The following is a 14,332-nucleotide window of genomic DNA, read 5'->3' as shown; positions in this document are numbered from 1 at the left end:
GCGCGAATCGACGTGGGATCGAGGCCGGATGGACGGGTTACGACCGGAGGATCCGGCGCGGGTAGGCGACTACCGGCTGGTGGGGCGGCTCGGCTCCGGCGGCATGGGGCAGGTCTTCCTGGGCCGTTCGGCCGGCGGGCGACCGGTGGCGGTGAAGGTGATCCGTCCCGAGTACGGCGCGGACCCCGGGTTCCGGAAGAGCTTCGCGCGCGAGGTGGAGGCGGCGCGACGGGTCGGCGGGTTCTTCACCGCGCAGGTCGTGGACGCCGATCCGGACGCGGATCTGCCGTGGCTGGTCAGCGCGTATGTCGCGGGCCCCTCCCTGGAGACCGCGGTCACCGAGCACGGGCCGCTGCCACCGGCGACGGTACGCGTGCTGGGCGCCGGGCTCGCCGAGGGGCTGGTGGCCATCCACCGCTGCGACCTGGTGCACCGGGATCTGAAGCCGGGAAACGTCGTCCTCGCCGCGGACGGCCCACGCGTCATCGACTTCGGCATCGCGCGGGCGCTGGAGGCGACCACGCGGACGGCGAGCGGGGTGATCGTGGGCACGCCCGCCTACATGTCGCCCGAGCAGGCGCGCGGCACCGCCGACATCGGCCCGGCCTCGGACGTGTTCGCGCTGGGCTCCGTGCTGGCCTTCGCCGCGACGGGGGCACCCCCCTTCGCGGGCGGCCACCCGGCGGCGGTGCTCTACCAGGTGGTCCAGGAGGAGCCCGAACTGACCGCGCTCGACGCCGGGTTGCGGAGCGTCGTGCGGGCCTGCCTGGCGAAGGACCCGGCCGACCGGCCGACCCCCGCCGAGCTGATCGACTCGCTCACCACGCCGGAGGACGGCGCAACCGAACCGGAGCACTGGGCGGGACGGACCTGGCTGCCGACCGACATCGTGGACCTGGTGGGCGCCGCCCAGGAGGCGGCCTCGGTGACGGAGACGGAACAGCTCCCACGGCGGCGGGCCGACACCGGCACCAGGCGCGGGGGGCCCGCCGACGAGCCGACCCCGGCCGATCGGCCCCGGCCATCGCGTCGATCACGTGGCTGGTTCTCCCTGTTCCGGAGCGACCGCCGGACGCCGGCCGCCCCAGAAGGCGAGGGATCGTCGCTCGCGACGGGGTGGAACGGGCTGCCGTGGGGCGCGACGGCGGACGAGTTCCTGGCCCGCTTCCCCGACGGCCGGCAGAAGAGCGCCGACTGGTGGGTCACCGGCGAGGGACCCGAGCGGTTCTGCGGGGTGTCCATGCCCACCCAGTACGCCTTCGGCCCCCGCGGCGGACTCGGCCTGGTCGTCTTCTACCCGGAGGTCGAGGACCGCGAGCGGCTCCCGGTCGCCGTGCTGGAGACCCTGGGCGCCCCGGACGGCCACACCACCCGCTGGACCCGGGGCGAGGTGGTGGTGGAGGTCAAGGTGGCCGGCGTGGCGGCGAGCATCTCCCATCGGCGACACGGGGGTTGAGGACTCCCCCACCCCATCCACCGGCGGGCCGCGCGGCCGGGGCGAGTGCCGAGACCTCGGCACGCATATTGTCCTGCCCATGACCGGACTGGTACGTTCCCCTTCCCATGGGAGCGCTCCCGCGACCATTCCGGGCACCGTGCATGAATCGATTCACCCCCCTCAGGTGCGAGGCGCTCCCGACCCCCCATCCAGTGGTGAAGGAGCCGCCATGTTCCTCCGAAGTCTGCGCAGTCTGCGGGGCCCTTGCGCCGCCGCGCTGGTCGCGGTGCTGGCCGCGATCTCCCTGGTCGCTCTGCCGGCGCCCCGCGCGAACGCGGCCGGCGTCGACCCGGACTCCTGGTACGTCCTGGTCAACCGGCACAGCGGCAAGGCACTCGACGTCCACGATCTGGCGACCGCCGACGGGGCACCCCTCGTGCACTGGTCACGCAACGACGGTGGCTGGCAGCAGTGGCAGTTCGTCGACTCGGGCGACGGCAGCTACCGCCTGCGGTCGCGGCACAGCGGCAAGGTGATCGACATCGCCGGCTCGTCCACATCGGACGGAGCGAACGTGCAGCAGTGGGCCGACAACAACGGCGCCAACCAGCGCTTCACGGTGGTCGACGCCGGCAACGGCTACGTCCGGCTGATCAACCGCAACAGCGGGAAGGCGCTGGAGGTGTGGGAGTGGTCCACCGAGAACGGCGGGCGGATCTCCCAGTTCAGTGATCTCGGCGGAGCCAACCAGCAGTGGTCGCTGGTGCCGGTGCGGGACGCCGACTGCGGCTCGGGGACCTACCACGCGGAGGCCGTGCTCAACGGCGGCACCTGGACCGCGCACCGAAACGGCGGCACCGTCTACACCGGCAGCAGCATGCGGGACGCGACACAGGCGGCGGTCAACAGCCTCACGCCCAACCGCTCGACCAAGGAGCGGGTGGTGGTGCGCGGTTCCGGCACCTTCAACGCCAACACCCGGGTGTCGCTGCCCAGTCACACCGCGATCGACGTGTGCGGCACCATCAACGTCACCGGGCCGACGGCCAGCGACCACGCGCCGATCTACTCCCGTGGCACCACCGACATCGAGGTCGGTCACCTCACCCTCACCGGTGCCCCGCTCTACGGCATCTTCCTGCGCAGCGTCAGCGACATCGCCCTGGGGCAGATCGACATGCGGCTGTCCGGCGGGCTCGGCGTGCGCATCGACAACCACGGGGACCGCGCGGTGCGCTCCACCAACATCCGGATCAACAACCTCCTCGTCTCCGGTTCCGGCAGTCACGCCCTGGAGACCTACGGCGTCGACGGGCTGAGCGTCGGCACGGTCACGGCGCGGAACGTCGGGGAGTCCGGCGTGCTGCTCAACGACACGATCAACGGCTCCCTCACCCGGGTGGACGCCGAGAACGCCGGGACCGGCACCGGCTACGCGGCGTTCCGGATGGCCAACCGCAACGGACGGATCGGGGACGGCTACCCCACGAACATCCGCGTGGGCGAGGTGATCGCGCGCGGTGGCGGACGCGGGGTGTTCTGTGTCTCGGAGAGCGGCGGCGCCGTCATCGACTCGATCACGCTCAGCAACACGGGCAACAACGCGATTCTGATCGAGAACTGCTACAACGTGAACATCGCCGCCCAGTCGGGAACGGTCAACGGGGGCGGTGAGGTTCGGCTGGCGGCCCGGACGGAGTTCCCCAACAACCGCGACATCACGCTGGGGAACCTGACACTGACCAACACCTCGCTGCGCGAGAGCCCCTGCGGCGAGAACATCAACTACCACAATCTGACCCTCAACAACACCAGCCGCAACACCTGCTGAGACGCCCCACCCCGGTGTCCGGGCCAGCCCCACACGGGGCCCGGACACCGGTGACCACTCGTGCGCGACCGGCCGTCGCAGGCTCCTCCGCGGACCGGCCCCCTCAGGCCGCCGGGGTGGCGTTTCTTCAGGTGGTGGTGGGGTCGTGGACGGCGACAGCGAGGGGGATGTCGCTCTGGCCGTAACGGTAGTCGACGTCGACCCCGCCGTCGTGCACATGGCGCACCGCGCCGTTGGTGGGTATGAGCAGGAGACCGTTGTCGGTGAGCACCGGGTAGGTGCCGATCTCCACCAGGTCCCGGTCGAAGGAACCGGCGGTCGGCTCGTACATCGGCTCGGTGTCGAGGGCGCCTGGGGCCCAGCTGATCAGATCGTCGCTGGTGGCCCAGTAGATCGCGCCCTCACCGAAGCACATCCACCACGTTCCCCGGATGCGGAAGGGGATCACGCCCGCCTTTCTCCAGGTCCGGCCCTGGGGATCGGTAGTGGAACTCGGCGCCCAGTCCAGTCGGCCGCCGTCCGAAGGACCTGGGCCGTGGTCCGCTTGCCGCTGTAGGCGAGGGGCGCCGTCCCCTTGCTCACCCCGGCACGACAAGCGACGTCGTTGATCGTGATCTCCTCGTCGCTCATCACCACCTCTTGGTCACCACATCCGTCAACCGGCCGATGGGTGGGGTAAACCGGCTTTCTTCAGGGGTGTCAATCATTCGCACCCGACGCGGCGTTGAGAGTCGGGCACCTGGAGGGCGCCTCCCCCATCCGGGGCACCAGGAAGACCTCGTAGCCCAAACTCCTCGGCTCCTCGGACCGGTGCGGTAGCGTCCGCGCACATACGCGGCTGTCGAGGTCGCCCGGGAGATAGCAGGGGGCAGAGTGGTACCGCGGCCAGGAGGAGAGGCGGACAAGTTCGGCAACCGCTACGATGGGGCCTGGACGATCAGGCATGCCCTGTACGTCCTTCTGGGCACGGGAGCATCGATCACCCTGGAGCCGGGCGCCCCCTTGGGCGATGGCATCGAGTTCGTCTACCGCCATGACGGTGAGACGGAGGTGCACCAGGTCAAGAGACAGAATCGCACCGCGAACAGCTGGAATGTGGCTTCCCTCCACAGCAAGGAGGTTTGGCAGAACCTGCGTTCCCACGTCGACGCGGGCCGCACCTTCCACTTCGTCTCCACGGTGCCCGCCCGTGCCCTCGACGAACTCGCCGACCGCGCCCGCCGTTCCGACGACTTCGCCTCCTTCAAGGCCGAGTGGTTGTCGGATGAGCTTCAAGGCCCCTTCGACGCCCTCGCGGCGGCCAACATCTATGGTTCAGCCACAACAGCCTGGCGCATGCTCAGAGGGCTCCGGGTGGACTGGCCCAACGAACGAGAACTCGTCAACGTCAACGCGGTCCTGGCCGAACAGGTCCTTGCCGGGGCCCCAGGCCCACTCGCTGCCCTCGGCCTCGGCGACCTCCTGTTGACCAACATGGGAACCACTCTCGACGCCTCGGCCATCAGCGCCCGGTTGGCACCGTACGGGCTGCGACGGATCAGTCGGGGAGACAGGGACGTGGTGACCCACGCCGTGAGCAAGGCGACGAGGGGGTGGGCGGCAAGCGTGCGACGTGGGCTGCTGCAACCCGCTATATCCCGAGCGGAAGTCGACCGGTTGCTGGAACAGATCACGAGAGGCTCCGAACAGCTCATCCTCCTGACAGGCACAGCGGGCAGTGGAAAGAGCGCGGTGCTGCACCAGGCCTTCACCGCACTCGACGCACGAGCAACTCCGGTACTCGCATTCCGACTCGACCGGCTGGCTCCCTTCGCCTCGACCAACGAGCTGGGGCGGCGTATCGACCTGGCCGTGTCCCCGGTCAGTGCCCTCGGAGCCGTGGCGGACGGTCGGCCCAGTGTCCTGATCGTGGACCAGCTCGACGCGGTCGGCCTCGCGTCCGGACGTATCCCGGACACGTTCGACGCGGTGGCCGATCTGGTAGCCGAGGCGAAGGCAGATCCTGCCATGCGCGTTGTTCTCGTGTGCCGCGAATTCGATGCCCAAGCCGATCACCGCATCCGCCAGCTCACGATATCGAACAACTGCGCGAGCATCGAGGTCCGGTCACTTTCCGACGCCCAGGTAAACGTCGCGGTCACGAATATGGGGCTGAACGCATCCCATGTGACCCCGCCGCAGCGAGCATTGCTGCGATCACCGCTGCATCTGCTCCTCCTGAGCCAGATCGCCGACCAGGAGGCAGCCCTCACCTTCCGTACCATCACGCAGCTTTTCGACGCCTTCTGGGACAACAAACGGCGGGACTGCCTGCGTCGCAACCCCTCCATCCGCTTTCACGATGCGGTGTCGGCCGTCACGGCGACCATGAGCGCTCGGCAACGGCTGTCCGTACCGGACAGTGTGCTCGACGCCGACGACCTCGCCACGACGCGGGACGTATTGATCTCGGAGCACGTCTGCGTGCGCGACGGTCGGCAACTGGCCTTCTTCCACGAGAGTTTCTTCGACTACGCCTTCGCGCGCGACTGGCTCAGGCGAGGGGAGAGCCTGGTCACCTTTCTCACCGGTGGGGAGCAGGAACTCTTCCGCCGCGGACAGTTGAGGCAGGTCCTCGACCACCTGCGAGAGCTGGACCGGGAGCGATTCGCCGAGGAGGTCGAGGCACTGCTGACCAGTCCGGAGATCCGTTACCACCTCAAGGACGTGACCTTGGCCGTCCTACGCGGGCTGGCGGCTCCTACCGCCAGTGAATGGGGCGCCGTCGCACGGGTGCTGGACACCCGCCCTCCCTTCCAGGCCCTTCTTGTGCACGCAGTGAGCAATGCGGCGTGGTTCCGACGCGCGGACGATGAGGCAGTGATCGAGAGCTGGCTGACCAGTCCCGATGCCAGGGAACGCGACTGGGGGCTACGGATGATGTTTGCAGCTGCCCGCGCCTATCCAGACCGGGTGGCCGGCCTCCTGAAGCCGCACACGGCAGATCCCCAGTACCCCTCATGGATGTTCCGGGTCGTTCTGTCTGCCCGCACCACCGACAGCCGGGCGCTCTTCGACCTCTTGCTCCAAGGCGCGCGGGCCGGTCTCTTCTCGGGTCACGAGCACGACCTTTGGATCTCGGTGGATGACCTCGCAGCTGGAAAACCCGCGTGGGCCGTCGAGTTGCTCAATGCACTGCTTGCGGACCGTCCGAACTCCCTGCAACTTGATGATCAGGGCAGGGTCGCCGTACTTCTGACCCGAGAGCGCTCGGCACTCCGCCTGATAGCGGCCGCCGCTCTGGGCGCTCCCGAGGAGTACTGTGCGCAGCTTCTGCCCGTGCTGCTGAACGTCATGGCTACAACAGGCAATCCTGCTCGGGCAGGTTGGCCGGTCTTCGACAAGCACTTTTCGTTCCGCACTGCCGATAACGAGCCCACCACACTCGGCGACGCCTTGTTCCAGGGCGCGGCCAAGGCTCTGCGGATCGTGGCGGGCCGAGATGTCGCCCGCGTGCGAGAGCTCGTGGAAGGGCTCACTGACGTGGTGTACGAGGGGGCGCAGTGGCTCCTCTACCAGGCGCTGATCGAGGCGGGGCCGGCCGTCGCTCCCTGGACAGCCGAACTTCTCCTCCAGGGCAGACACCGCCTCCTGTCCGGCTATGCGGCGAACGCCGTATGGGGGGCACGCGAGGTCCTCCGCGCGGTCGGTGAGGCGCTGCCCGACGGCACCCTCCGTCGCTTGGAGAACGCACTGCTCCACCTGCGGCTCCCCCCGGACGAGCAGCACTCTCCCTGGCACGAGTTCACACTGCTGACAGCGCTGCCCGAAGGGCGACTCTCCGAACGGGCGGCCCGGAGGCTCGGAGAACTCCGCAGACTGCACGGCGACATGCGGGAGCCGAACGAGCTACAGGGGATGACGGTCGGATTCATCGGGCCGCCCATCCCACGGAAAGCGGCCCAGCACATGAGCGACGACCAGTGGCTGGGCGCCATGAGAAAGCACAGCCAGGATCGCACCGACTGGGCGACCTTCACGGGCGGGGCTCAAGAGCTGGGGCGTGTGCTGCAGAGCATGACGGCCACCGCCCCCGACCGGTTCGCGCGGCTCGCTTTGCGGATGGACGCCGGGATGCACCCGGCCTACGGGGCCTCCTTACTCCTCGGCCTCGGTGACGCGGAGCCACACAGCGACCCGGGCACCGTTTTCGAGGCAGTTCGACATTTCGCGGACCAACGCAGGCTGGCATGTGACCGCTGGCTGGGGTGGGCGGTGCAGAAGTACCTCACCTGCACGCCTCTCGATCTAGTGGAGACGCTACTGAACCGCGCCCTCGACTCCGACGACCCTAGTGACATCCTCACTGAGGACGAGGGAGAGACGGAGCGCGACCTGTTCACCGCGGGGATCAACACGGTGCGGGGCAGCAACGCCAGGAGCCTGGGAGACCTGCTCCTCCACGACACGAACGGGGCGCGGGCCGCCCTGGTCGTACCCCACCTTCGTTCGCTGGCCATCGACCCTTCCCTCGCCGTCCGGGCATGCGTGGCCCACGTTCTGCATGCCGCGATGCGCCACGACCGTCCTGCGGTGGCCGAGGCCTTCACGGTGCTCACGGAGGCCCCCGACCAGCTTCTGGTCTCCCCCTGTGTAACTCGCCTTTTTCTCGCCCTGTGTTATGGGGACCCGGTGGCTGGGAGACCGATGATGGAACGGATGTTGCACTCCCCGGTGCCAGCGGTTCGCGAGCAGGGTGGACGGGTCGCGGCAGTGGCGGCCATGGAGTGGGGGATGACCGATCTGCTTGCGCACGTGCTTGCTGGAAATGACCGAGCACACCGGCAAGGAGCCGCGGAGGTGTGCGCCCAACGCCTCGTGAACACCGGGGACGCCGCCCTGGCCCACCGCGCACTGCTCCAGTTCTTCCATGCCCCGGAAACGGACGTCCGCGAAGCCGCTGCCACGGTCGCCCTCGCGTTGAGGGGCCAGCGTCTGGCGCCCTTCCGCCGGACCCTGACTGCCCTGATTGACTCTCGTACCTTCCAGTCCGCGCTACCCCAGTTGCTGATCACTCTTGAGCACGCCCCTGACCGGGTCGACGACCTGGTATTGACCTGTGTGAGGCGCTTCCTCAAGGCAGTCAGTCCTGCTTCCCCCAGGTTGGCGGGCGGTACGACAGCCGACGCCCATCACGTCGGTGAGCTGCTGGTGCGCGCACATGCCCAGGCCACCCCGGCCGAACGCCGGTCAGAGATCCTCGACCTGTTGGACCAACTGCTGCTCCTGGGGTCCTATGGCGTCGCCGAGGCGATCAACAACGCCGATCGAGGCTGAGACGCCAGCGCGGCCCGCGGACTTGGCCTGCGCAGGACTGTGTCCCGGGGGCCCGGATGCGAGACCATGCGCCGGTGGCTGATCGGGTGAGACCCGCGGCGCCGCGACAGGCGGCCGTACCGGGCGGGTGGGTGTCCCTGTCGACCGACGGCCTGCCCGCCGGGGACCGGTTCGACTGGTGGGAGCAGCTCATGCGCGCGGAGGTCATGGCGCTGTCGATGGCCAGCGAGCGCCCCGAGCGCTTTCGCGGGAGAGTCGACAGCGTCGGCGCCCCGGACACGACGGTCTCCTCGTGGTGGCTCTCGTCGGCGACGGGGGTCAGGACGCGCACGCACATCCGGCGGCATGACCCGGAGGACTACTACCTCTTCGCGGTCCGTGGCGGCCGGATCGGGCTGGAGCAGAACCGCGGCAACTCCTGGCTCGGCGTGGGCGACCTGGGCCTCTACTCCACCTCCCGGCCGTTGCGGGCCGAGTTCCGAGGCAGTGGCCGCCCGGCCCGGGTGGAGATGGTCCGCCTGCCCCGGGCGCTGCTCCCGCTGCCCTTCGCCCAGGTGGACCGGCTGCTGGCCGCGCGCCTGCCCGCGCGGACCGGATCGGGCGCGCTGCTGGCCCAGCACCTGACCGGGTTCCTGAGGCACGCGCCGGAGTGCGGCCCGGCCGAGCTGGCCGGGCTCGGTTCCGTCGCGGTCGACCTGGCGGTGACGCTCCTCGCCGGCCGGCTGGACATCGCCCGTGCCGTCCCGCCGGAGAGCCGCAGGCAGGCGCTGCTGGCCAGGATCGACGCCTTCATCGAGCGCGACCTGCACGACGCCGACCTGCGGCCGATCGATATCGCCGCACACCACCACATCTCCCTGCGGACGCTGCACGAACTGTTTCGGGAACGGCCGGACACCGTCAGCGCGACGATCCGCCGTCGCCGACTGGAACGCTCCCGGGCCGACCTCGGAGATCCACGGCTGCGGCACAAGACCGTCGGGGAGATCGCGCTGGCGTGGGGATTCCGTCATCCGGCGGACTTCAGCCGGGCCTTCCGCGCGGCCTACGGCATACCGCCCGGGGAGTTCCGGCAGGCGGCGCCGAGCGATGCGCCGGAGGCTCGGCGGTTGCGCTGAGCGACAACCAACGCCGCACGCACGGCTAATTCGCTGCCGCCGGCGCGGTGCCACGATGCGAGTGGCCGGGAACATGGGCCTGGCATCGTGGCCGGTTGGGGGCTGCCGTGAATGACTGGGACGCGTACGAACGGGGGCGAAGGGATGAGCGCGAGCGGATCCGCAGGGCGGTCGATGGCGACGAGCCGGGCTGTTTCAGCTATCTCCTCCTCGCTCTGATCATCTACGTGACCGTCAGGGCCTGCTCGGGCTAGGGGGATGACTCATGTGGTGCGGCTGTGGGCTGCGGCATGGTCGCTCTTCGGTATCGAGTTCTTCGAACGGCTCGGACGGCACCGATGGAAGGTCGAGCGCTCCGACCGTGCGCCGCCGTGCGCCCCGGAGTGCGTTCGGCGCGCCGGGAGCAACGAGCGGAAACGCGAACTGCCGAGCCGGGGAACTGCTCTGCTGTGCACATGATTCATGCATCGAACATGGTTGATCGCCGGCCGTTTCTCGACACCCTGTCGCCCGGGGCACGCACAGCTTTGACACAGCTCGGCAGTAGGCACCGCTTCACCAGGGACGACGTACTGATCAGTGAGGGCGACCACGAGCAGGATCTGGTGTTGCTTCATCAGGGACTGGTGAAGGTGACCGTCCAGCTGGGACGTGACCGGCCACAGCTCGTGGACATCAAGATCGCCGGGGATGTCGTGGGTGAGCTGGCGGCCCTGGACCGTCGCCCCAGGTCGGCCACGGTAACCGCATGTGGGGAGGTCGTTGCCACAGTTATCCCCTCACACGAACTGCAGACTTTCCTCCTGGCCAACTCCGAGGTGTTACTGGCCCTCACCCGAGTGCTCTCCGGCGGGTTGCGACGGTCCGACCGCTGGCGTCTGGAGTTCGGCTGTTACCCGGTCCTGGTGCGGCTGGCACGCGTGCTCGTCGAACTGGCGGCGTCGTATGGGCGACAGGAACGCAACGCGGTGCGCATCGACGTGAATCTGTCTCAGCCCGAGTTCGCCGCCCTCATCGGGTGCAGAGCGGGCACCGCACACAACGCGCTCATCCAGTTGGGCAGGCAGAACCTCATCACCACTGGCCTCAAGCAGACCTACGTGCGGGATATCGCCCGATTGCGGAAAGTCGCCAAGCTGGGCATGCCGGTTACCCAAAGACACGATCACAATTCGCATTAATGCGAATTCTTCGACGGCTCGTCTCCCTTCCCCACACAGTTGGCGTGCACCGCACCCAACGACACGTGGAAGGAAACGCGTTGCCGTGAACGAATCCCTCTCCCGCTGGACGCGGGAGATCACTCCGCACCGCAGGCTGTGCCTGGCGGCGGACATGGAGGAGTACAGCCGCCTCGACACCCGGAGCCAGTCAACCGTCCAATCCGACCTGGTCCGGCTATTGGACGAGGCGGCGGCACTGACCGGACTGAACCGAGACGCCTGGGCTCGCCAGCCTCAGGGCGACCAGGAGTTCGCCGTACTCCCCGAGGCCACACGCGAAGTCGCCGTGTTGGGCCCTTTCGTGCGCCACCTGGTGGCCCGCCTCGGCGCCCTCAACGCCCGCCCGGCCACCCCTCGCGTCAGACTGCGGCTCGCCGTCGACACCGGCATCGTCGCCGACGCGGCTCTCGGTCATGCCGGACCCGCGCCAGTCGCCGTGGCACGCTATGTGAACGCGCCCCAACTGAAGGCCGTACTCGCTGCCCTTCCCCCGGCTGATCTCGCAGTCATCGTGTCCGACCGGCTGTACCAGGACGTCGTACGGTTGGGGCACCCCGACCTCGACCAGACCCAGTACGCCCAAGTCCATGTCCGGGTGAAGGACTTCGGCGGTTACGGCTGGATCCACGTGCCGGGCCACGCCCCGGACGAAGTACACCGGTCCTTAGCCGACACGAGTGGGCCGATGCCGTCGCCCGATGGTCCCGCCCCTACCCGAACGGCGCCCTCTCAGTACGCCCCCCATGGCGTCAATGTCGGACACGACCTCAGTGGGAGTCTCACCATCGGCCTGCCCGTGGCCCCTCCGGCGGCCGGCCACGGGCGCGCCCTGTGACGGCACCGAACGAGGCCCCGCTCCGACTCGAAGGGGACGGCATCCAGCGGGCGGACTACGGGGTGAACGTCGGCCACGACGTGTACGGCGACGTTCATATTCACACGTCCGCCTCGGTGGACGGATCCTCCCGGCCGCGTCGCGAGACGGCGAGTCCGGTCTCAGGGACACGTCACGCAGATGTGCGGTCGGCGTTGACCGCCCTTGCCCACGCCTGCGGGCGAGCTGTCGCGGCGCTGTCGTCAGTCGGCCTGACGAGGCAGCAAAGGAGAAGTAATGACATCGACTGATCCCAGGAGCTTATTCGCCCTGATCGAAAGTGAGCTTCTCGGAGCACCCGGTGCTGTGCGGCCAACCCTCACCGTGAATGTGGGTGATCGCACGATCCGGCTCTCTCCGGAGGAATGCAGGAAGGCACTGTACGGAGCGGAGCGCGATGCGGATCTGTGGCCCGTGATCTGGCGACAGGCCGTCACCGAGGCTCAGCGAGAGACCGGCAGGAACGGCACGAAGCGGTTGTTCATCGTCTGGTTGGCGCTACCCGGGCTGTACCGGAGCCTTCACAAGATCCTCCGCCGGCTGAGGGTCGAGCGAGCCGACCTTGAGGCGGAGGCCGTCCTGGCCGTGCTCACCGCCCTCGACTCGGCAGATCCGGCCAGCTCGGACACGGGCAACCACATGATCAAGGAAGGGGTGAACCGGATGTGGGCCTACGTGGATCGGATCAGGCGCGAGGTTCCCTTCGTGGACATCGCAGCCTTCGCCGACGCCCGCAACGCCACACCTCCACCGGAGGAACAGCTACGGCCGGCCGGCAGGTGGGAGCTGCACCTTACGCCCAGGCCACGCCCCGAGGGTTTGGCCACGACAATCCGCTTCGCCGAATCGCGCACCCGGCGGGAGGGAGAGCGGCTCAGGGCGCTCGCCCACAGCGCCGGCTTGTCCGACCTGGTGTTCCGGGCCCGCCGCCACGAGGAGGCCGACCTCATCGGCACGCTGACCCTCCGCCCCGCGGAGGCCCGCCGATGAGCGCACGATCCGGCCCGCCCCTGGGCTTCGCAGAGGCCTTCGACCTACCCCTGAGCGTCGACCTGCGCACGGCAGCCCGTGCCTTCGATATCTGCCCCGGTACGGCGTACAAGCTGATCCGCCTCGACGCCTTCCCCTGCCCCGTGCTGCGCCTCGGCTGGCGCTACCGCATTCCGACCGCACACCTGTTGCGCTCCCTCGGCATTGAGGAGCGGCCGGTGTACGCCGCCGATCTGGAAGCCGCTGCCACGCACGCCGCCCAGCTCGACGAAGCCCATCCACATAGAACGGAGGACCTCGCATGATCGCGTCACTGGCTCCTGCGAAGACGCCTGACCAGCCCCGCAGGTGCTTTGTCATCGGCCCCATCGGCGACCCGTATGCCTCGAACGGCAGCCCCGAGCGAGAGGCGTACGAGCACCACCTCGAAATTTTCGAGCAGGTGATCGTTCCTGCCTGCGAGAAGCACGGGATCATCGCGGTGCGCGCCGACGGCATCGCCCACGCCGGCGACATCAACGACCAGATCTGTCGGCACGTCATCGACTCGGACCTGGTCATCGCAGACGTCAGCGGCGGCAACCCCAACGTGATGTACGAGCTGGGGCTGCGTCACATCACCGGCAAGCCGACCGTCCACATCGGGGAGGCAGGGAAGCTGCCGTTCGACATCGCGTCGATCAGGACGATCCGGTATCAACGGGCGCGCAGCCACCTGGCCGGCGCGCGCAAGGAAATCGAGAGCGCCCTGGAAGTCGGACTTCGGGACGGCTTCGAACTCCTCACCCCGGCGCGGGTGCTGCGCGGACTGCTCCAGAACGTTGAGGGGCTGTCGTCCTCGGCGGAGGGCGGGAAGACGGAGGACGAGGACTCACCCGGTCTGCTCGACGACTTCGCCGCGATCGAGGACGGGCTGGAGGAGATGACCGCGGATGTGGGGACGATCGTCAAGATGATCGAAACGATCGGGGCGCTGACCGAACAGACCAACACCGAGATGCTCGACCTCAGCCAGGCGAACGCGCCCGCGAGCGCACGGCTCGCCGCCGTCGCTCGGTACGCAAAGTCGATCAGCTCACCAGCCCAGGAAATGAACCTTGTCGCAGGGACGTTCGCGGAACGAATGGTGACCCTGGACAGCGGGGTGCGGGCTGCGCTGGGGCTCATCGAGGTAACTCCGACCGACGAGCGCGACGAGGGAACAGAGGAGTTCCTGGGACAGCTCATGGCCCTGGACGAAACCGCTCAGGAGAGCCTGGGTCAGCTCGGCTCGTTCGCTACGTCGGCGGGTGGCCTGGTGCGTCTGAGTCGACACCTCCACAAACCGGCGAAGGACATCTCCGCAGCGGTGAAGGTGATGACCTCCGCCATCACATCCATGGGGGACTGGGCGAGCAGGGCCCGCGCTCTGGCGCAGCGCCCCACCACCTGACGCTCCCCTGCTGGGACCCGGGCCGCTGAGGCCCGGGTCCTGTGGCGCCGCAATGGCTCGATGGGTGGATCACGCACCGCGGCCCCGACAGGCTCCGCTTCCTGCCAACG

At 68.7% G+C, this 14,332-nt stretch carries 11 protein-coding genes; 10 read left to right on the top strand and 1 reads right to left on the bottom strand.

Annotation, left to right across the window (positions count from 1 at the left end):
- Positions 1 to 28 precede the first annotated feature (28 nt).
- Positions 29 to 1,456, top strand: coding sequence for a serine/threonine-protein kinase (locus K4G22_RS30400; protein ID WP_228083684.1), 1,428 nt, complete (start codon positions 29 to 31; stop codon positions 1,454 to 1,456).
- 211 nt (positions 1,457 to 1,667) lie between these two features.
- A complete protein-coding gene (locus K4G22_RS30395; RefSeq protein ID WP_228083683.1) occupies positions 1,668 to 3,269 on the top strand; it encodes an RICIN domain-containing protein in 1,602 nt (533 codons plus the stop codon).
- A 127-nt stretch (positions 3,270 to 3,396) separates the two neighbouring features.
- Here the strand turns inward: K4G22_RS30395 and K4G22_RS30390 are convergent, their stop codons facing one another.
- The gene (locus K4G22_RS30390) at positions 3,397 to 3,684 is read right to left on the bottom strand and encodes a glycoside hydrolase family protein (protein ID WP_228083682.1); all 288 of its coding nucleotides are present in this window, start codon (positions 3,682 to 3,684) and stop codon (positions 3,397 to 3,399) included.
- Between the two features lie 587 nt (positions 3,685 to 4,271).
- Here K4G22_RS30390 and K4G22_RS30385 point away from each other — a divergent pair.
- From K4G22_RS30385 to K4G22_RS30350, 8 genes are all read left to right on the top strand, one after another.
- Positions 4,272 to 8,585, top strand: a complete 4,314-nt coding sequence (locus tag K4G22_RS30385) for an ATP-binding protein (protein WP_228083681.1) — start codon at positions 4,272 to 4,274, stop codon at positions 8,583 to 8,585.
- A 131-nt stretch (positions 8,586 to 8,716) separates the two neighbouring features.
- Entirely contained in the window at positions 8,717 to 9,703 is a 987-nt protein-coding gene (locus K4G22_RS30380; RefSeq protein WP_228083680.1) for an AraC-like ligand-binding domain-containing protein, read from the top strand.
- A gap of 107 nt (positions 9,704 to 9,810) precedes the next feature.
- Positions 9,811 to 9,957, top strand: a complete 147-nt coding sequence (locus K4G22_RS30375) for a hypothetical protein (RefSeq protein WP_228083679.1) — start codon at positions 9,811 to 9,813, stop codon at positions 9,955 to 9,957.
- Between the two features lie 201 nt (positions 9,958 to 10,158).
- A complete protein-coding gene (locus tag K4G22_RS30370) occupies positions 10,159 to 10,884 on the top strand; it encodes a Crp/Fnr family transcriptional regulator (protein ID WP_228083678.1) in 726 nt (241 codons plus the stop codon).
- A gap of 85 nt (positions 10,885 to 10,969) precedes the next feature.
- Positions 10,970 to 11,761 carry a hypothetical protein gene (locus tag K4G22_RS30365; RefSeq protein WP_228083677.1) on the top strand — a complete coding sequence of 264 codons (792 nt, stop codon included), beginning with the start codon at positions 10,970 to 10,972 and terminating at the stop codon, positions 11,759 to 11,761.
- A 276-nt stretch (positions 11,762 to 12,037) separates the two neighbouring features.
- Positions 12,038 to 12,790: a hypothetical protein gene (locus K4G22_RS30360; RefSeq protein ID WP_228083676.1), complete on the top strand. Its 753-nt coding sequence runs from the start codon at positions 12,038 to 12,040 to the stop codon at positions 12,788 to 12,790.
- Positions 12,787 to 13,095: a DNA-binding protein gene (locus K4G22_RS30355; RefSeq protein WP_228083675.1), complete on the top strand. Its 309-nt coding sequence runs from the start codon at positions 12,787 to 12,789 to the stop codon at positions 13,093 to 13,095. Before K4G22_RS30360 ends, K4G22_RS30355 begins: the two co-directional genes overlap by 4 nt.
- On the top strand, positions 13,092 to 14,222 hold the full coding sequence (locus K4G22_RS30350) for a hypothetical protein (protein ID WP_228083674.1): 1,131 nt from the start codon (positions 13,092 to 13,094) through the stop codon (positions 14,220 to 14,222). Before K4G22_RS30355 ends, K4G22_RS30350 begins: the two co-directional genes overlap by 4 nt.
- Positions 14,223 to 14,332 lie beyond the last annotated feature (110 nt).

This window comes from Streptomyces profundus (assembly GCF_020740535.1).
Lineage (GTDB): Bacteria > Actinomycetota > Actinomycetes > Streptomycetales > Streptomycetaceae > Streptomyces > Streptomyces profundus.
Note: the sequence above shows the minus strand (reverse complement) of the source record. Positions and strands in the feature narration are given on the sequence as shown.